Origin of the sequence: Streptomyces sp. NPDC005722 (assembly GCF_040630935.1) — a bacterium.
GTDB lineage: Bacteria > Actinomycetota > Actinomycetes > Streptomycetales > Streptomycetaceae > Actinacidiphila.
In genome coordinates this window covers 156957-174450 of sequence record NZ_JBEXYN010000010.1, presented here as the reverse complement: position 1 = coordinate 174450, position 17494 = coordinate 156957, and the positions used below count along the sequence as shown (strand labels likewise).

Below are 17494 nucleotides of genomic sequence, written 5' to 3'. Positions count from 1 at the left end.
CCGCGCGGGGTCCCGGTGGGGGGTCAGCGGGCGGAGGAGCGCGCGCCGGGGGCGCCGGTCCGGGCGCCGGGGGTCTCGTTCCCCTTCGCGACCAGGAACGATTCTGCTTGGTGCACCGTCTCGCGGACGGGCAGCGCCTTGAACACCCAGCTGCGGTACGACCAGAAACGGAACAGGGTCGCCACGCCGATGCCGATGAACTTGAAGACGTTGCTCTGCAGCGGGCTGTCCCAGCCGAAGGCGTAGGTCGCCGTGTAGAGCACCCCGTTCTCGATCACCAGGCCCACCGCGCTGAACGCCAGGAACAGGGTCAGCTCGCGGGTGCGGCCGGACTTGTCGCGGTCACGGTAGGTGAAGTAGCGGAAGCCCACGTAGTTGAAGGCGATCGCGACGACGGTCGCGATGATGCTGGCCCGCACGACCTGGAGGTCCGTGGTGTGCCGGACGAGGTTGAAGACCCCGATGTTGACCAGGACCCCCGCCCCGCCGACCGCGCCGAACTTGGCGATCTCGCGGGACATCGCCGTCAGCCGGTCCCGCAGTCCTGTGCGGGTGGCGGACCCGGTCGCACCGTCCATGTGATCGTTCGGCCCCGTCTGTGTCTGGTCAGTGACCCTCATGCTAACCGGGGCCCCCGGGGGACGGCGGTCGGTGCGCCATTCGTACCCCGATATCCTGGTGACTGTGACATTCCCCGTAGTCGGCATGATCGGCGGCGGCCAGCTCGCCCGTATGACCCACGAGGCGGGCATTCCGCTCGGCATCAGGTTCAAGCTCCTCAGCGACACGCCCGTGGACTCCGCGGCCCTCGTCGCCGGTGAGGTCGTGGTGGGCGACTACCGCGACCTCGACACGTTGCGCGCGTTCGCCGCCGGCTGCGACGTGATCACCTTCGACCACGAGCACGTGCCCACCGAGCACCTGCGGGCGCTGGAGGCCGACGGCATCGCCGTCCGCCCCGGGCCCGACGCGCTGGTGCACGCCCAGGACAAGGGCGTGATGCGCGCGCGGCTCGACTCCATCGGCGTGCCCTGCCCGCGGCACCGCATCGTCGCCGACCCGGCGGACGTGACGCGCTTCGCCGAGGAGGGCGGGGGGTACCCCGTCGTGCTCAAGACGGTGCGCGGCGGCTACGACGGCAAGGGCGTGTGGGTCGTCCGCGACGAGGCCGGCGCCGCCGAGCCGTTCCGGGCGGGCGTTCCGGTGCTGGCCGAGGAGAAGGTCGACTTCGTACGGGAACTGGCGGCGAACGTCGTGCGCTCCCCGCACGGCCAGGCGGTCGCCTACCCGGTGGTGGAGTCCATCCAGGTCGACGGCGTGTGCGACACGGTCATCGCCCCGGCGCCCGAGCTGCCGGAGGCCCGTTCCTCCGAGGCCCAGCGGCTCGCGCTGACCATCGCCAAGGAGCTGGGCGTGGTGGGCCACCTCGCGGTGGAGCTCTTCGAGACCCGCGACGGCCGGATCCTCGTCAACGAGCTGGCGATGCGCCCGCACAACAGCGGCCACTGGACCCAGGACGGCGCCATGACCTCGCAGTTCGCCAACCACCTGCGCGCGGTGCTGGACCTGCCGCTGGGCGATCCGCGCCCGCGCCAGCCGTGGACGGTGATGGCGAACGTCCTCGGCGGCGACTACCCCGACATGTACGCGGCGTACCTGCACTGCATGGCGCGGGACCCGCAGCTGAAGATCCACATGTACGGCAAGGACGTGAAGCCCGGCCGCAAGGTGGGCCATGTCAACACCTACGGCGACGACCTGGCCGAGGTGCGCGAGCGCGCCCGGCACGCCGCCGACTACCTGCGAGGGACGATCCAAGAGTGAGCAATCCCGCTGGGCCGCTGGTCGGCATCGTGATGGGTTCCGACTCCGACTGGCCGGTCATGGAGGCCGCAGCCCAGGCGCTGGACGAGTTCGAGGTGCCGTACGAGGTCGACGTCGTCTCCGCGCACCGCATGCCGCGCGAGATGGTCGCGTACGGCGAGCAGGCCGCGGAGCGCGGCCTGAAGGCGGTCATCGCGGGTGCCGGCGGCGCCGCGCACCTGCCCGGGATGCTGGCGTCGGTGACGCCGCTGCCGGTGATCGGGGTGCCCGTGCCGCTGAAGTACCTGGACGGCATGGACTCGCTGCTCTCCATCGTGCAGATGCCCGCCGGCGTCCCGGTCGCCACCGTCTCGGTGGCCGGCGCGCGCAACGCGGGCCTGCTGGCGGTGCGCATGCTCGCCGCGCACGACGCCGAACTGCTGGAGCGCATGCGGCACTTCCAGGACGAGCTGAACCAGCAGGCCACCGAGAAGGGCAAGCGCCTGCGTGCCAAGGTGGAGGGGTCGGCCGGCTTCGGTTTCGGAGGGAAGAAGTAGTCCATGGACCTGCTCGCGCGCGCACAGGAGCTGCTCACCGCCCACCCCGTGGTGGACGGCCACAACGACCTCCCGTGGCGGTTGCGCGAGCAGGTCCGCTACGACCTCGACCGGCGTGACATCTCCGGCGACCAGTCCGCCCACCTGCACACCGACATCCCGCGGCTGCGGGCCGGCGGCGTCGGGGCGCAGTTCTGGTCGGTGTACGTCCGCAGCGACCTCGCCGGGGGCGACGCGGTCGTCGCCGTCCTGGAGCAGATCGACTGCGTGCTGCGCCTGGTCGACCGTCACCCCGACGCCCTGCGGCTCGCGGTGACGGCGGACGACATGGAGGCCGCCCGCGCCGAGGGGCGCATCGCCTCCCTCATGGGCGCCGAGGGCGGCCACAGCATCGCCAACTCCCTCGGTGTGCTGCGGATGCTGTACACGCTGGGCGTGCGCTACATGACGCTCACCCACAACGACACCATCGACTGGGCGGACTCGGCCACGGACGAGGCGCGGCACGGCGGACTGACCGCCTTCGGCGAGGAGGTCGTCCGCGAGATGAACCGCCTCGGCATGCTGGTCGACCTCTCCCACGTCTCCCCCGGCACGATGCGGGCGGCGCTGCGCGTCAGCGAGGCCCCGGTGATCTTCTCGCACTCCTCCTCGCGCGCCGTCTGCGACCACGTCCGCAACGTCCCGGACGACGTCCTGGAGCAGCTGCCCCGCAACGGGGGCGTCGCGATGGCCACCTTCGTGCCGCAGTTCATCCTGCCGGCCGCCGCCGGGTGGATCGTCGGCGCGAACGAGAACATGGCGGCCCACGGCCTGCACCCGCTCGACCAGTCCCCGGAGGCCCTGGCCGTCCAGGAGGCCTACGCGGCCGAGCACCCCCGGCCGCTCGCGGACATCGGCACCGTGGCGGACCACCTGGACCACATGCGCGAGGTCGCCGGCGTCGACCACCTCGGCCTCGGCGGCGACTACGACGGGGTCGCCCACCTCCCCGAGGGGCTGGGCGACGTCTCCGGCTACCCGCGGCTGTTCGCCGAACTCCTGCGCCGCGGCTGGTCCGAGGACGACCTCGGGAAGCTCGCGTGGCGCAACGCGGTCCGGGTGCTGCGCGACGCCGGGTCGGTGGCGGCGGGGCTCGCGGGCAAGCGCGGCCCCTCCACCGCCTCCATCGAGGACCTGGACGGCTGAGCGTCCGGTGACCGCCCCGGCCCGGCGTACGCGCGCCGCCGGGTCAGCGGCGCAGGCGGCTCCACGGGGTGAACGTGAAGACCGCACCGCCGAGGAGGAGCACCGTCCCGGCGACGAGGGCGAGGGCGTGCAGGGCGGCCCGGTCGGACGAACCGGTGGCGGCGAGACCGCCGGAGGTGGTGCCCGTGCCGCCGGACGTGCCCGACGTGCCGGACGACCCGCCGGAGCCGCCGGTGATGCCGCCCTCCTGTCCGGTGACGTCCAGGGTCAGCGAGACCCCGGGGTCCTCGGTGGGGGTGCAGGTCGTGGTGGTGCCCAGGGCCTCGACGGTCAGCACGCCCGGGGTGAGGGTGGCCCGCCCGTCGTGGGCGGGTGTGTAGGTGCCGGTGAGGTCGGGGATCTCGATGGGGTCGCCGGCCTTGACGGGGTCCTCGTTGGTGGGGCCCTCGACGGCGACCTCGCCCTGGTCGGCGCCGCCGACCACGACCTTCATGGAGGGCTTGACGGAGTCGGCGGGTATGTCGGCCGGGCTGTCCATCACGGACTCCCCGAAGTGGACGACGAGGTCGTAGGCGCCGCCCTTCTCCTCGGCGTCGATCCGCACCGGCGAGACCGCGCTCTTGTCGCCGATCGGGGTCTTGCAGGCGTAGGAGACGTCGACCTCCTCGCCGGTGTGGGAGGTTCCGCCGGTGGAGGTGCCGCTGGGCGTGGTGGTCGGGGTCGTGGTGGGCGTCGTGGTGGGGGTGCCGCTCGGGGTGGTCGTGGGGGTGGCCGTCGGGGTGCCGGAGCCGCCGCCGTCCGCGGTCACCTTGATCGTCACGGCGACGGGGACGTCCTCGGTGGGCACGCAGGTGGTGTCCGTGGAGAAGGCGTTGATCGCGTAGCCGCCGGGGGTGAGCGTCACGTCGCCGGGTGCGGTGAGCTTGAGCGTGCCCTTCATGTCGGAGAGCTTCATCTCGCTGTTCTTGGGGATCGCCGGGTTCTCGCGCGGTCCCTCGACGGCGAGCGTGCCGTTCTGGGCGCCGGCGACGGTGACCTCGCCGGAGGGCTTGACGCTGTTCGCGGGGAGGTCGATCAGGTCCGGGTTCTTGGAGGCGGCCTGGGTGAACTTCCAGACCACCTCGACCTCGTCGCCCACCGCGGCGGTGGCGGGCGCGGTGACGTCGGCCTTGGTGGTGCCGTCGACCTTGGGCAGGCCGGACGCCGCGGGCGGGGTGCACTCGGTGGCGTACGCGACCTCGGCGGCCGCCGCCGGGAGGGCCGCGGCGAGGACGCCCGCACCGCTGAGCACCAGGGCGAGGCCGACGGCGGTGGCGGCCCGGGATCGTCGGTTGGTCACGAGGGGTTCCTTTCGTGGCGGTGGGCGGTGCCGTCCGCCCTGGGGATGCCCTCAGCGGTGCGGTGCTGCGGCTGGTGGTCGTGGGTGAACCACGGCAGGACGGGTGCGTAGCCGGGCTGCGGGCCCGCCGGGCCGGGGGCGCGCGGGCGGACCCGGTCGACGACGGCCATGCCGAGCCGGAAGAGCGCGGCGGGCACGACGAGGCAGAGCAGGAGCCAGAAGAGGGTCACGCCCCAGGGGCGCGGGACGTCCCAGCCCTCGGTGACCAGGACCCTTCCCCCGTGCTCCAGGGTCACGGTGTAGTCGCCGTGGGCGCCGGCCGCCAGCTCGACGGGCAGTTCGACCCGGGCCTTCGCGCCGGGGCGTACGGTGCCGCGCCAGGTGCGCTCCTCCCACTGCGGGCCGAAGAGCCCGTGCGAGGTGCCGACCCGGAAGACGGGGTCCTCCACCGGGCCCGAGCCCAGGTTGCCGACGGTGAGCACCAGGCGCCGGCCGGGCGGCGCGCCGAACCAGGTGAGCAGGCCGCTCGAGCCGTCGAGCCGGGCGGTGAGCACGGCGAGCCGGCCCGTGCCGGTCCGTTCGGGCAGCGGGGCGGTGGGGTGGCCGGCGACCACGAAGGGCGCGTCCACCACGGTGTGCGCGCCGGTGACGGTGGCGACGTGGACGACGCAGGGACAGGGCTCGGGCGGCTCCGCCACCGGCATCGCCCGGCGGAAGGCGCCGCGGGCGTCGGTGGTGACGGCCCGGCCGTACGCGTTGGCGCAGGAGTTGGTGCCGCCGATCGCGTTCCGGCCGCAGATCAGCAGCGTCAGGAGGGTGCCGGGCCGCCAGCCGGTCCCCCGTACGGTGATGTCGCCGCCGACGCCGGCCTCCCCGGGGGCGACGGTCACCGCCGGGCTCGGGGCCGCCGCGGCGGGGACGGGGGCGTTCGCCAGGAGCAGCGCGAGCAGGCAGAGGGCTGCCGCCGGGATGCGGTGGGTGGGCCGTCGCATGGGCCTCACGCCGTCCTGCCGCCGACGGACGCGCCCGTGGCGCCGGGGTCGTCGGGTCCGCCGCCCGCGCGGGCCGCGAGGTCGGTGCCGCCGGGCGGATACGGGTGCTCCCGCGCCGCCGGGTCCGTCTCCCCCGCCCGGCGCCGCCTGCGGATCCGCACCAGCAGGAGGACCAGGCCCCCGAGGAGGGCCAGGGCGAGGCCCACCGCCGCCCAGGGCACGGCGAGGAACGAGGCGTGGCCGGTCTCGTCGACGTCGCCGCGTACGGCGGTGACGCGCAGCCGCACGCCGACCCGGTCGAACCCGGGGGCGTCCGCCCAGGGTTCGGTGAGTTCGACGCGCTGGCCGGGCAGCAGTTCCAGGGGCAGGGTGCGCGCCGGGCGGTCCAGCAGGGTGCGGCCGAACAGGCCGCGCGCGGTGACGGCGAGCCGGGGGGTGAGCGAGACGTTGCCCCGGTTCACGAGGGTGTAGCGGATCGTGGCGCGGCTGTCGCCGGTGCCGGGGAGGAGCGGGCCGCGATGGTCGACGCCGACGTCCTCCACGGACAGGGCGGCGAGGCCGGGTCCCGCGACGCGCAGGTAGACGCGGGCCCCGACGGCCCTGCGGACGCCGACCCGCACGTCGCCCGGGGCGGTGCCGACGCGGGTGTCGAGGGCGACGACCGCGCCGGGGTGGTCGCCGGGCGAGGCGTCGGCGGGGACCGTGACGGTGAAGGGGACGTCGGCGCGGGTGCGGGCCGGGACGGTGATGCTGCCGCGGGCCAGCCGTATCCAGGAGCCGACGTCGGTGTTCCTCTCGTCGGCGCCGCGCACGGCGAAGCCGCCGTCGCGCGGGGTGTTGTACGCGTCGGCGCCGTAGAGCCGGAAGGTCATGGGCTCGCCGGAGAGGTTGGAGACGGAGACCTTGTCCCGGAGCGTGGTGCCGGGGTCGGCCTCCAGGGTGAAGAAGGGCCGTTCCTGGGCGGTGGGGCTGCGGTCCGCCGCCCCGGCGGCCGGGGCAGGGAAGACCGACCAGCGGCCGTTGTCCGCGGCCAGGGCGGCGGGAGCGGACACCGTGCCGAGCCCGAGGAGGACGGACAGCACGCCGAGCACGGACAGGACGGCCGGGAGCGCGCCGGACACCGTGGCTCCGGCCCCGGCTGCGGCCCTGGCTCTGGTCATGGCGGCGCTCCCTCGCGGTCCGGTGGTGGGCCGGCCGGGACCGGCCCACCCGAGCTATCTGACTGTGCGTCAGGTGAGCGTGAGGGTCAAGACTCCGGAGTAGCTTCCCGTGGCGGAGTACGCGGGCACGTCCAGCGACAGCCCCGCGTCCACGGCGAACTCACCGCCGGTGAGGGGCGCGTCGGGCGCCGAGGCCAGCGTCGCTCCCGCGCTGCCCACGGTGCCGGCGGAGCCCGCCGCACAGGTGCTGGGGCTGCCGGACGCCGCGACGCACACGGGCTGCCAGCTGAGCCGGTCGGCGCCGATGAGCGCGCCCCCGGGCCCCTTGAAGTCGGTGACCTTGCCGGTGAGCGACCAGCCGGTGTTCCCGCCGCGGAAGTCCTTGACGGTCACGGTCCGCAGCGCACCGGTGGAGGGGCCGCCCTCCCCGAAGTCGACGGGGGTCATCTCGACGGTGTCCCCGGCCTGGGTCATCGACAGCGTCCCCGCCTTCACCGAGGTGGTGAGCTTCTGGCTGCCGGGTGGCGGCGGGGTGGTGTCGATGACGGTGTACGCCACCGGCCCGGCGGCGGTCGCCGGGTCGTACCCGCCGCCCTCGAAGGCGACGATGCCGGTGGTGTCGAGGGCGCTGACGGTCAGCGCCGCACTGAAGGCGCCGGAGCCGTCGGCGGTGACGGAGGTGAACTCGCCGGTGGCGGCCGCGCCTTGGACGCCCGCGACGGTCACGGTGGCGCCGGCGGTGAAGCCGGTGCCGGTGACGGCGACCTCGGCCCCGATCGGCCCGGAGGCGGAACCGAGCGCGATGTGGCGGCCGTTGGGCGCGCTCACGGTGAGGGTCTCGGCGACGGGGGCGGGCGGGTTGAGCACGGTGCAGGGGGTGTCGGCCGAGATGCCGTAGTCGGAGTGCACGTTGTAGTCGCCCGGGGTCAGGGTGATCTGACCGGGCGCGGTGACCGTGAAGGTGCCGGTGATGGTGAAGTCCGGGAACTGGGCACCGGCCGGGATGACCGGGTTCTCCTTGGGGCCGACGAGGGTGAGCTCCTGCGTCTGCGCACCGCCGAGCCTCACCTTGACGGTCGGGGTGATCTGGTCCTCGGGGATGGGGAGGTTGAAGGAGCTGGTGTTGGCCATCGGGCCGTCCAGCACGTAGGTGACGGTGACCGTGTCGCCGACCTGCGGCGTCGTGTCGCTGACCGAGATGCCGGCGACGGTCGGCCCGTCGAACGGCGGGATGCCGGAGATGCCGGGCGGTACGCAGTGCACCTGGAAGGTGGAGGTCGCCGCGGCGACGGGCCCCGAAAGGAGGGTCCCGCCGCCCAGCACGAGGGCGAGCGCCCCGAGGACGGCGGCAGACCTCCGTCTCCATAAGGCGCCTTTACGAGGAATGGCGATCATTTTGCACCTCTTGATCACTTTTCTGGCACAGAGTCCCTTTCTGTACCGACGACGGACATTGACGTCCGGCGATCAAGAGAAGTCAATGCGAAAGCCTGACCGAATTTGACGGATCGTCAGATACGGTGCCCCGGACGGCGGGTCAGCCACAGCACCCCTGCCGCACCCACGAGCAGGACGGTTCCGCCGAGGGTGCCGAGGGCGACCGCGCCGTCCTCGGGTCCGGTCTGCGGCAGGGACTCGCCGCCGGAACTCCCGGACCCGCCCGAGCCGCTCGAACCCCCCGAACCACCCGACGCGGAGCCGCCCTTGGAGCCGCCCGCCGCCGTGACGTCGAGGGTCAGCGAGGGCCCCGGGGCGTTCCCCGGGGTGCAGGTCGTCGTCGTGCCGAGGGCCTTGATGGTGAGCACGCCCGCGGTGAAGGTGACCCTGCCGCTCCCGCGCGGGACATACGTGCCCGACAGGTCATTGATCTTGATCGGGGTGTTGGCGGGCACGGTCTCGGCGTTCGCCGGGCCCGAGACCTTGAGCGACCCGCGGTCGGCCCCGCCCAGGGTGATGACGGCGCTCGGGTTCATGGCGCCCTTCCCCAGGTCGACGGGGCTGGAGGACACGCCCTTGCGGAAGGACATCACGATCCGGTAGCCGGACCCCGACCTGGCGGCGGTGATGTCGATGGGCGAGACGGCGCTCTTGTCGCCGATCGGGGTCTTGCAGTCGTACTTGACGTCCACGACCTTCGCGTACGCGGCCGGGGCGGCGCCGAGGACGACCGCCGCCGCTACGGCGACGACGGCCGGCACCCCGGCCGCCGCCGCTTTGCGCTTGGGGAGCGACACCGGATGTCTCCCTTCCCCCAGAAGTTACTGACGATCCATCAGATGTGGCGCGACAGTACGCCCGTGGGGGAAAGAGGGGAAGGGATGCGGCTCAGGCGGGGGCCGCGACCTCGGCCCAGACCGTCTTGCCCGGCCGGCCGTCGGCGTGGCGCACGACCCCCCAGTCCAGGCAGAGCCGCTGCACTATGAACATCCCGTGCCCGCCGGGCCGTCCGGCCCGGTGCGGGGTGCGCGGGGAGGGGCTGCCGGAGCCGCCGTCGGCGACCTCCAGCCGCAGCGCCTTCGCGTGCCGGAACAGCCGGAGCTCCTCCGGGCCGCCCGCGTGCAGGCAGGCGTTGGTCACCAGCTCGGACACCACCAGCAGGACGTCCTCGGCGGCCGCACGGCGGTCCGCGGTGTCGGCCGGCAGCCAGCCCCAGTCATGGAGGGCCTGGCGCGTGAAGTCACGGGCGCTGGGCACCACGCCGGCCACGTCGGTGAGCGACAGCCGACGTGCCTCGCCGTCCTGCCGGGCCTGACCGCGCGTCGGCTCTGCCGCACCGCCCGGGTCCGGGCCGCGGTCGTCGGCCGCAGGGGGCCGGGTGGTGCTCATCAGCGCCTCCACTCACCGATGTCCGCCAGTGTCCGAAGTGATCCCCAGGTCTCTCCTGCCCGGGCCGCTCCCGTGAACACCTCCGGACGTGGACGAAACAGGGCGTGCCGCGGCACCCCCCGTGGGGGCCGCCGCGGAGGGTCACTCCTCGAGTGCGTCGTCCAGGGTGTCGTGGACGGTGAACACGGCCTCGGCGCCGGTGATGGCGAATACCTTGGCCACGGCCGGCTTCATCCCGGCCAGATGGACCGCACCGCCCGCCGCCTCGGCCTTCAGCCGGGTGCCGAGCAGGACGTTCAGGCCCGTGGAGTCGCAGAACTCCAGATGCGTGCAGTCGACCACGAGGGTGCCGAAGCCGTCCTCGATCAGGGTGTCGAGCGGTTCGCGCAGTAGGTCGGCGGTGTGGTGGTCGAGCTCACCCGCCGGCGCCACGACCGCCTTCGTGCCGTAGCGCTGCACGGAAACGTGCAGCCGGTCACGCCCGGCCGTGTCGACCATCTCGCGGTCCATGCACACTCCTCCCGGACGACTCGGCGATCCGCACCTCGCACCCTACGCGCTTCCTGACCTGGGTGGTAGTCGCTCCGGCGGTCCGGAGATCGATGTCCGCCGGGTTGCAATATCCCCGCCGGACGGGGTAGGCGTTGAGTGTGGGCTGAATTTCACGCTCCGCTTGCCCTGCCGCCGCACCCGAGGGAGGAGAGCATGGCATCCCGGCTCGACGCGCACGACGCGTCGGCGACCACCGAGGCCGGCGTCCACGAGGAACACGGAACACCGGAGGGCCTGGAGGACCTCCCGGAGATCCCGCCCTTCGACGAAGTGGGCCCGGTGGACGCACGGGCCCTGTCCAAGACGCTCTTCCAGCGACTGGAGACGCTGGAGGAGGGCACCCACGAGTACAGCTACGTGCGGAACACCCTGGTCGAGCTCAACCTGGCCCTGGTGAAGTTCGCCGCCTCCCGGTTCCGCTCCCGCAGCGAGCCGGTCGAGGACATCATCCAGGTGGGCACGATCGGCCTGATCAAGGCCATCGACCGCTTCGAGCTGAGCCGCGGGGTCGAGTTCCCCACCTTCGCCATGCCGACCATCATCGGCGAGATCAAGCGCTTCTTCCGCGACACCTCCTGGTCCGTGCGGGTCCCGAGGCGGCTGCAGGAGCTGCGGCTGGACCTGGCCAAGGCGGGTGACGAGCTCGCGCAGCAGCTGGACCGCGCGCCGACCGTCGGCGAGCTGGCCGACCGGCTGCAGATCAGCGAGGCCGAGGTCGTCGAGGGCATGAGCGCGAGCAACGCCTACACCGCGAGCTCGCTGGACGCCCAGCCCGAGGAGGACGACTCCGAGGGCGCGCTCGCCGACCGCATCGGGTACGAGGACCACGGTCTGGAGGGGATCGAGTACGTGGAGTCCCTCAAGCCGCTGATCGCCGAGCTCTCGGCGCGCGACCGGCAGATCCTCTCGTTGCGCTTCGTGGGCAACATGACGCAGTCCGAGATCGGCGCCGAGCTGGGCATCTCCCAGATGCACGTGTCGCGGCTGCTCAGCCGCACCCTCGGGCGTCTGCGGCGGGGCCTGCTCGTGGAGGAGTGACCCGCCTCCCTCCCCCCGGAACGGAGCGACGGGCCCGGTGAGAGTCCTCTCACCGGGCCCTCCGCGTGCTCAGGACGGGCCGGCGGGGGAAGGCCGTGTACGCGATGTCGGCGCTGCCGGTGATCGTCTCGGACGCCGTCCCGCCAGGCGCGACCGAGGACGGCGCGGGCACGACCCGGCCGAGCGGCCGGGCCCCGTCACCGGCGCCGGAGGCCGGTGCCGCCGTGACGCACGGGGCCGTGCCGAAGGGGCCCGCGGCCGCCAGGGACAGCAGGGCCCCGGTCAGCACCCGTAGACGTCTCGATCCCGAACGTCCGCCACCGGTGCGGCCGCGTCCGCCCGCGCCTGGCGGGGGTCAGAGCGATGCGCGCACCCCGCGCCGCCATACGGCGGACACCAGCGGCACACCGGGCCGGTAGGCGAGGTGGACGTGCGACGGGGCGTCCAGCACGACCACGTCGGCCCGCGCGCCGGGGGCGAGCCGTCCGACGTCGTCCCGGCGCAGCGCCTGCGCGCCGCCCAGGGTCGCGGCCCGCACGGCCTCGTCGGGGGTCATCCCCATGTCCCGCACGGCGACGGCCACGCAGAAGGGCATCGAACTGGTGAAGGAGGAGCCCGGGTTGCAGTCCGTGGACAGCGCGACCGTCGCGCCCGCGTCGATCAGCCGCCGCGCGTCGGGGTAGACGGCGCGGGTGGAGAACTCGGCGCCGGGCAGCAGCGTGGCCACCGTGCGGCTGTTCGCGAGCGCGTCCACGTCGGCGTCCGTGAGGTGGGTGCAGTGGTCGGCGGAGGCCGCGTCCAGCTCCACGGCGAGCTGCACGCCCGGGCCGTGGCCGAGCTGGTTGGCGTGCACCCGCGGGACCAGCCCGCGGGCGGCGCCGGCGGTGAGGACGGCGCGCGCCTGGTCGCCGTCGAAGGCACCGCGCTCGCAGAAGACGTCGACCCAACGGGCGTACGGGGCGCAGGCGTCGAGCATCGGGCCGGTCACCAGGTCGACGTAGCCGGCCGGGTCGTCGGCGTACTCGGGGGCCACGATGTGCGCGCCGAGGAAGGTCACCTCGTCGGCGTGGTCGCCCGCGATGCGCAGGGCGCGGGCCTCGTCGTGCGGGGTGAGGCCGTAGCCGGACTTGGTCTCGATGGTGGTCGTGCCCTGGCGCAGGGCCTCGGCGACGTAGCGGGCGACGTTGGCGTGCAGTTCCTCGTCGCTCGCCGCACGGGTGGCGGCGACGGTGGTGCGGATGCCGCCCGCCGTGTACGCCCGGCCGGACATGCGGGCGTTGAACTCCTGGGTGCGGTCCCCGGCGAAGACCAGGTGCGAGTGGGAGTCGACGAAGCCGGGGACGACCGCCCGTCCGGCCGCGTCGTACGACTCGTCCGCGGCGGGCGCCGCCGCACGGGCGCCGACCCAGGCCACGTGCTCGCCGTCGATGACGACGGCGGCGTCCTCCAGCAGCCCGAGCGGGCCCTCCCCGAGCGCCGGGTCGTTGGTGACCAGGCTGCCGATGTTGGTGATGACGCTGCTGCTCATGACGGGTTTCCTTCGGCGGCGGGGACGGCGGAGATCGCGGCGGTCAGGGCGGCGCCGACGTCGTGGACGAGCTGGTGCACGCCGTCGCGGACGACGTGCCGGCCGCCGACCACCGTGTGGCGGACGTCGGCCCCGGTGGCCGCGAAGACGGCGGTCTCGGCGCCGAGCCGGGCGGGGGGTCCGGCGGTGCGCGGGCTGTCCAGCGCGATCGTGGTGAAGTCGGCGAGCGCGCCCGCCTCCAGCCGCCCGGCGTCGTCCCAGCCGAGTGAGGAGTGGCCGTCGGCGGTGGCGGCGCGCAGCAGCTGGGCGGCGGTCCAGTGGCCGCGGGTGCGGGTGCGCAGCCGCTCGTCCAGCTCCATGGCCCGCGCCTCCTCGAACAGGTCGATCACGGCGTGGCTGTCGCTGCCGAGGCTGAGCGGGCTGCCCGCCTGCTGCACCCGGCCGGCCGGGCCGATCCCGTCGGCGAGGTCCCGTTCGGTGGTGGGGCACATGCACACCGTGGTGCCGGAGCCGCCGAGCAGCGCGACGTCCTCATCGGTGAGGTGGGTGGCGTGCACGGCCGAGGTGCGCGGGCCGAGCACGCCGTGGTCGGCGAGCAGCCGGGTGGGGGTGACGCCGTACGCCGCCTGGCAGGCCTCGTTCTCGGCGGGCTGCTCGGACAGGTGGACGTGCAGCGGCGCCTGGCGCTCCTCGCCCCAGCGCACGACGGTCGCCAGCTGGTCCGCCGGGACCGCGCGCACCGAGTGGACGGCCGCACCGATCCGCGCGTGCGGCCGGTCGGTGAGGGCGGAGGCACGCTCGGCCCAGGCCTCGGCGTCGCCGTCGCTGAAGCGCAGCTGGTGCGGTTCGGGGGCGGCGCCGAAGCCGGAGGAGAGGTAGACGGTGTCGAGCAGGGTGATCCGGATGCCCGCCTCGGCGGCGGCGGCGATCAGCGCCTCGCCCATGGCGTTGGGCTCCTCGTAGGGGCCGCCGCCGGGCCGGTGGTGGACGTAGTGGAACTCGCCGACGCAGGTGATGCCGGCCAGCGCCATCTCCGCGTACGTGGCGCGGGCGAGGTCGAAGTAGGTCTGCGGGGTCAGCGCGGCCGCCACCCGGTACATGACCTCGCGCCAGGTCCAGAAGGTGCCGCTGCCCTGCTGCACGGTGCCGCGCAGCGCCCGGTGGAAGGCGTGGCTGTGCGCGTTGGCCAGGCCCGGCAGGGTGAGCCCGCGCAGCGTCACCGCCCCGACGGGCGGCGCGGCGGCCCCGGTGCGCACGGCGGCGATCCGGCCGTCGGCGGCGGTGTCGAGGACCACGCCCCGTTCGACGCGGCCGCCCGTCCACGCGTACTCGGCCCAGTAGCTCTGCGGCGTCAGCGACACGCCAGGCCCTCCAGTACGTCGGCGAGTGCGGTCACCCCGGCCAGGCAGTCGTCCTCGGTGGCCGTCTCGGCCGGGGAGTGCGAGACCCCGGTGGGGTTCCGTACGAACAGCATGGCGGTCGGCACGGCCTCGGAGAGGATGCCGGCGTCGTGTCCCGCCCCGGTCGGCAGCACGGGCACGTTCCCGAGCAGCTTGACCAGCTCGTCGCGCAGGCCGTGCGCGAACTCCACGACCGGGGTGAACGACTCCCGTGTGACCTGCACCCGGACGCCGTCGCGCGCGCCCCGCTCGACCGCGGCGCGCTCGATCTCGCCCACCACCTCGGCCAGGGTGGCCTCGTCGGCGGCGCGCGAGTCCAGCCAGCCGCGTACGAGGGAGGCGATGGCGTTGACGCCGTTGGGCTCCACGCCGACCTTGCCGAAGGTGGCCAGCGCCCCGGCGAGCCGGGCCTTCTTGCGGGCGGCCAGCACGGTGTTGGCGTAGGTCAGCATCGGGTCGCGGCGGTCCTCCAGGCGGGTGGTGCCCGCGTGGTTGGCCTCGCCGTGGAAGTCGAACCGCCAGCGGCCGTGCGGCCAGATGGCGGAGGCGACGCCGACCGCGTGCGGGGTGTCGGCGAGGAAGCGGCCCTGCTCGACGTGGAGCTCGACGAACGCGCCGATGCGGGCGAGGCGTTCGGGGTCCGGGCCGATCGCCTCGGGGTCGTGGCCGGCGCGTTCCATGGCCTGGGCGAGGGTGACGCCGTCGCCGTCGCGCAGGGTGTGGGCCCTGTCGGGGGTGAGCTGTCCCGCGGTCAGCCGGGAGCCGACGCAGGCCAGCCCGAAGCGGGCGCCCTCCTCGTCGCCGAAGTTGACGACCGCCAGGGGCCTTGCGGGAGCGGCGCCACGGGCGCGCAGCTCGTCCAGCGCCGCGAAGGACGACACGACGCCCAGCGGCCCGTCGAAGGCGCCGCCGTCCGGCACCGAGTCCAGGTGCGAACCGGTGACGACGGCGTCCCCCGCGGCGGGGTCGCCCAGCCAGGCCCACTGGTTGCCGTTGCGGTCCAGCTCGTAGGCCAGGCCCCGGCTCTCGGCCTGCGCCCGGAACCAGGCGCGGCAGTCGGTGTCCGCGCCGGTCCAGGCGTAGCGGCGGTAGCCGCCGGAGCCGGAGTCGCGACCGATCGGCCGCAACTCCGTCCACATCTCGTGGAACGAGGAGGTCACGCCTCCCCGCCTTCCGCGCCCTCGCGCATGGGCACGCGCACGCCGCGCTCGGCGGCGACCTCCTCGGCGCGCTCGTACCCGGCGTCGACGTGCCGGATGACGCCCATGCCGGGGTCGTTGGTGAGCACGCGGCGGATCTTCTCGCCCGCCAGCTTGGTGCCGTCGGCGACGGTGACCTGGCCGGCGTGGATCGAGCGGCCGATGCCGACGCCGCCGCCGTGGTGGATGGAGACCCAGGAGGCGCCGGAGGCGACGTTGACCATGGCGTTGAGCAGCGGCCAGTCGGCGATGGCGTCGGAGCCGTCGAGCATGGCCTCGGTCTCGCGGTACGGGGAGGCCACCGAGCCCGCGTCGAGGTGGTCGCGGCCGATGACGACCGGCGCGGCCAAAGTGCCGTCGGCGACCATCTCGTTGAAGCGCTCACCGGCCTTGTCGCGCTCGCCGTAGCCGAGCCAGCAGATGCGGGCGGGCAGGCCCTGGAAGTGGACGCGCTCGCCGGCCATCTTGATCCAGCGGGCCAGCGACTCGTTCTCCGGGAAGAGCTCCAGGATCGCCTTGTCGGTCTTGGCGATGTCGGCCGGGTCGCCGGACAGCGCCGCCCAACGGAAGGGGCCCTTGCCCTCGCAGAACAGCGGGCGGATGTAGGCCGGGACGAAGCCGGGGAAGGCGAACGCGCGCTCGTAGCCCGCGAGCTGGGCCTCACCGCGGATGGAGTTGCCGTAGTCGAAGACCTCGGCGCCGGCGTCCATGAAGCCGACCATGGCCTCGACGTGCTTGGCCATCGCCTCGCGGGCCCGCTGGGTGAACTCGGCGGGCTTCTCGGCCGCGTAGGAGGTCATGTCCGCGAAGTCGACCCCGATCGGCAGGTACGCCAGCGGGTCGTGCGCGGAGGTCTGGTCGGTGACGATGTCGATGGGCGCGTCCATCGCCAGCAGCTGCGGCACCAGTTCGGCGGCGTTGCCCAGCACGCCGATGCTGAGCGGCTTGCGCTGGTCGCGGGCCTCGGTGGCCAGGGCGAGGGCGTGCTCCAGGGAGTCGGCCCGCACGTCCAGGTAGCGGTGCTCGATGCGGCGCTCGATGGCGCGCGGGTCGACGTCGATGCAGATCGCGACGCCGCCGTTCATGGTGACGGCGAGCGGCTGGGCGCCGCCCATGCCGCCGAGACCGGCGGTGAGGGTGATGGTGCCGGCCAGGCTGCCGCCGAACTTCTTCTCGGCGACGGCGGCGAAGGTCTCGTAGGTGCCCTGGAGGATGCCCTGGGTGCCGATGTAGATCCACGAACCGGCCGTCATCTGGCCGTACATGGTCAGGCCCAGCGCCTCCAGGCGGCGGAACTCCTCCCAGGTGGCCCAGTCGCCGACGAGGTTGGAGTTGGCGATGAGCACGCGCGGCGCCCACTCGTGGGTCTGCATCACGCCGACCGGGCGGCCGGACTGGACGAGCATCGTCTCGTCCTGCTTGAGGCCCTGGAGGGTGCGCACCATCGCGTCGAACGACCGCCAGTCACGGGCGGCCTTGCCGGTGCCGCCGTAGACGACGAGCTTCTCGGGGTGCTCGGCGACCTCGGGGTCGAGGTTGTTCTGCAGCATCCGCAGCGCGGCTTCCTGCTGCCACCCCTGGGCGGTGAGCGCGCTGCCGCGCGGTGCGCGTACGGTCCTCGGTCCGGCACCGGTTCCGGTCATGCCCCTGCCTCCTCGTGACTGGATTGAGTCATTCACATCCTGGTCTGCTGAATAGCACTAGTCAACCGGGCCGCGGCACCTCCGCGACGCCCCTGCCGCCCCGATGCACCGCTGGACACGTCCCCCTTCCCGGCCCGCTCGTACCCGCCGGCCCCGCACGACGGCACCCAGCGGCCACGGGACGCGCGGGCGGCACCCGGCACGGCCCGGAGCCGGCCACCCCGCCGGCGGCCTCCGGCACCCGCGGCACGGACGTCGCACGCACCGTC

17 protein-coding genes are annotated in these 17494 nt (G+C 74.0%); 4 read left to right on the top strand and 13 right to left on the bottom strand.

The features are described 5' to 3' along the window. Positions 1-23: 23 nt before the first annotated feature. Positions 24-578 (bottom strand): GtrA family protein, encoded by a 555-nt coding sequence (locus ABZ479_RS15115; RefSeq protein ID WP_500461996.1) that lies wholly within the window; start codon positions 576-578, stop codon positions 24-26. 106 nt (positions 579-684) lie between these two features. Between ABZ479_RS15115 and ABZ479_RS15110 the strand changes: the two genes are divergently transcribed. The 3 genes from ABZ479_RS15110 to ABZ479_RS15100 are packed head-to-tail and all read left to right on the top strand — an operon-like array spanning position 685 to position 3548. Then, on the top strand, positions 685-1824 hold the full coding sequence (locus tag ABZ479_RS15110) for a 5-(carboxyamino)imidazole ribonucleotide synthase (RefSeq protein ID WP_500461995.1): 1140 nt from the start codon (positions 685-687) through the stop codon (positions 1822-1824). 32 nt (positions 1825-1856) lie between these two features. Next, positions 1857-2360 carry a 5-(carboxyamino)imidazole ribonucleotide mutase gene (purE, locus tag ABZ479_RS15105; RefSeq protein ID WP_499600295.1) on the top strand — a complete coding sequence of 168 codons (504 nt, stop codon included), beginning with the start codon at positions 1857-1859 and terminating at the stop codon, positions 2358-2360. A 3-nt stretch (positions 2361-2363) separates the two neighbouring features. Next, positions 2364-3548, top strand: coding sequence for a dipeptidase (locus ABZ479_RS15100; protein ID WP_500461994.1), 1185 nt, complete (start codon positions 2364-2366; stop codon positions 3546-3548). 43 nt (positions 3549-3591) lie between these two features. Here ABZ479_RS15100 and ABZ479_RS15095 read toward each other — a convergent pair whose 3' ends face one another. The 7 genes from ABZ479_RS15095 to ABZ479_RS15065 form a co-directional block, all read right to left on the bottom strand. Continuing rightward, positions 3592-4887 (bottom strand): hypothetical protein, encoded by a 1296-nt coding sequence (locus ABZ479_RS15095; RefSeq protein ID WP_500461993.1) that lies wholly within the window; start codon positions 4885-4887, stop codon positions 3592-3594. Next, positions 4884-5879 (bottom strand): hypothetical protein, encoded by a 996-nt coding sequence (locus ABZ479_RS15090; RefSeq protein ID WP_500461992.1) that lies wholly within the window; start codon positions 5877-5879, stop codon positions 4884-4886. Before ABZ479_RS15090 ends, ABZ479_RS15095 begins: the two co-directional genes overlap by 4 nt. Positions 5880-5884: 5 nt before the next feature. Next, on the bottom strand, positions 5885-7039 hold the full coding sequence (locus tag ABZ479_RS15085; protein WP_500461991.1) for a DUF916 domain-containing protein: 1155 nt from the start codon (positions 7037-7039) through the stop codon (positions 5885-5887). A 69-nt stretch (positions 7040-7108) separates the two neighbouring features. Continuing rightward, entirely contained in the window at positions 7109-8434 is a 1326-nt protein-coding gene (locus ABZ479_RS15080) for a WxL domain-containing protein (protein WP_500461990.1), read from the bottom strand. A 116-nt stretch (positions 8435-8550) separates the two neighbouring features. Then, on the bottom strand, positions 8551-9273 hold the full coding sequence (locus ABZ479_RS15075) for an LPXTG cell wall anchor domain-containing protein (protein ID WP_500461989.1): 723 nt from the start codon (positions 9271-9273) through the stop codon (positions 8551-8553). A gap of 91 nt (positions 9274-9364) precedes the next feature. Beyond that, a complete protein-coding gene (locus tag ABZ479_RS15070) occupies positions 9365-9865 on the bottom strand; it encodes an ATP-binding protein (protein WP_499600245.1) in 501 nt (166 codons plus the stop codon). Positions 9866-10006: 141 nt separating this feature from the next. After that, complete coding sequence (locus ABZ479_RS15065) at positions 10007-10375, bottom strand: STAS domain-containing protein (protein ID WP_500461988.1); 369 nt, start codon at positions 10373-10375, stop codon at positions 10007-10009. Positions 10376-10570: 195 nt separating this feature from the next. Here ABZ479_RS15065 and ABZ479_RS15060 point away from each other — a divergent pair, with 195 nt between their 5' ends. Beyond that, the gene (locus ABZ479_RS15060) at positions 10571-11455 is read left to right on the top strand and encodes an RNA polymerase sigma factor SigF (protein WP_499600243.1); all 885 of its coding nucleotides are present in this window, start codon (positions 10571-10573) and stop codon (positions 11453-11455) included. A 49-nt stretch (positions 11456-11504) separates the two neighbouring features. Here the strand turns inward: ABZ479_RS15060 and ABZ479_RS15055 are convergent, their stop codons facing one another. The 5 genes from ABZ479_RS15055 to hutU all read right to left on the bottom strand — a co-directional run bounded on the left by ABZ479_RS15055 (position 11505) and on the right by hutU (position 17225). Further along, positions 11505-11744: a hypothetical protein gene (locus ABZ479_RS15055; RefSeq protein WP_500461987.1), complete on the bottom strand. Its 240-nt coding sequence runs from the start codon at positions 11742-11744 to the stop codon at positions 11505-11507. 66 nt (positions 11745-11810) lie between these two features. Continuing rightward, on the bottom strand, positions 11811-12983 hold the full coding sequence (gene hutI, locus ABZ479_RS15050) for an imidazolonepropionase (RefSeq protein ID WP_500461986.1): 1173 nt from the start codon (positions 12981-12983) through the stop codon (positions 11811-11813). Further along, complete coding sequence (locus tag ABZ479_RS15045) at positions 12980-14338, bottom strand: formimidoylglutamate deiminase (RefSeq protein WP_500462034.1); 1359 nt, start codon at positions 14336-14338, stop codon at positions 12980-12982. Before ABZ479_RS15045 ends, hutI begins: the two co-directional genes overlap by 4 nt. Beyond that, complete coding sequence (locus ABZ479_RS15040) at positions 14335-15543, bottom strand: allantoate amidohydrolase (RefSeq protein WP_500461985.1); 1209 nt, start codon at positions 15541-15543, stop codon at positions 14335-14337. The genes ABZ479_RS15045 and ABZ479_RS15040 overlap by 4 nt, the downstream gene beginning before the upstream one ends. Continuing rightward, positions 15540-17225 (bottom strand): urocanate hydratase, encoded by a 1686-nt coding sequence (hutU, locus tag ABZ479_RS15035; protein WP_500461984.1) that lies wholly within the window; start codon positions 17223-17225, stop codon positions 15540-15542. The genes ABZ479_RS15040 and hutU overlap by 4 nt, the downstream gene beginning before the upstream one ends. Positions 17226-17494: the final 269 nt, after the last annotated feature.

Coding starts and splice junctions, on each gene's coding strand:
- ABZ479_RS15115 (WP_500461996.1), bottom strand. CDS start 578: ATGGACGGTGCGACCGGGTCCGCCACCCGCACAGGACTGCGGGACCGG.
- purE (WP_499600295.1), top strand. CDS start 1,857: ATGGGTTCCGACTCCGACTGGCCGGTCATGGAGGCCGCAGCCCAGGCG.
- ABZ479_RS15100 (WP_500461994.1), top strand. CDS start 2,364: ATGGACCTGCTCGCGCGCGCACAGGAGCTGCTCACCGCCCACCCCGTG.
- ABZ479_RS15090 (WP_500461992.1), bottom strand. CDS start 5,879: ATGCGACGGCCCACCCACCGCATCCCGGCGGCAGCCCTCTGCCTGCTC.
- ABZ479_RS15085 (WP_500461991.1), bottom strand. CDS start 7,039: ATGACCAGAGCCAGGGCCGCAGCCGGGGCCGGAGCCACGGTGTCCGGC.
- ABZ479_RS15080 (WP_500461990.1), bottom strand. CDS start 8,434: ATGATCGCCATTCCTCGTAAAGGCGCCTTATGGAGACGGAGGTCTGCC.
- ABZ479_RS15070 (WP_499600245.1), bottom strand. CDS start 9,865: ATGAGCACCACCCGGCCCCCTGCGGCCGACGACCGCGGCCCGGACCCG.
- ABZ479_RS15065 (WP_500461988.1), bottom strand. CDS start 10,375: ATGGACCGCGAGATGGTCGACACGGCCGGGCGTGACCGGCTGCACGTT.
- ABZ479_RS15060 (WP_499600243.1), top strand. CDS start 10,571: ATGGCATCCCGGCTCGACGCGCACGACGCGTCGGCGACCACCGAGGCC.
- hutI (WP_500461986.1), bottom strand. CDS start 12,983: ATGAGCAGCAGCGTCATCACCAACATCGGCAGCCTGGTCACCAACGAC.
- hutU (WP_500461984.1), bottom strand. CDS start 17,225: ATGACCGGAACCGGTGCCGGACCGAGGACCGTACGCGCACCGCGCGGC.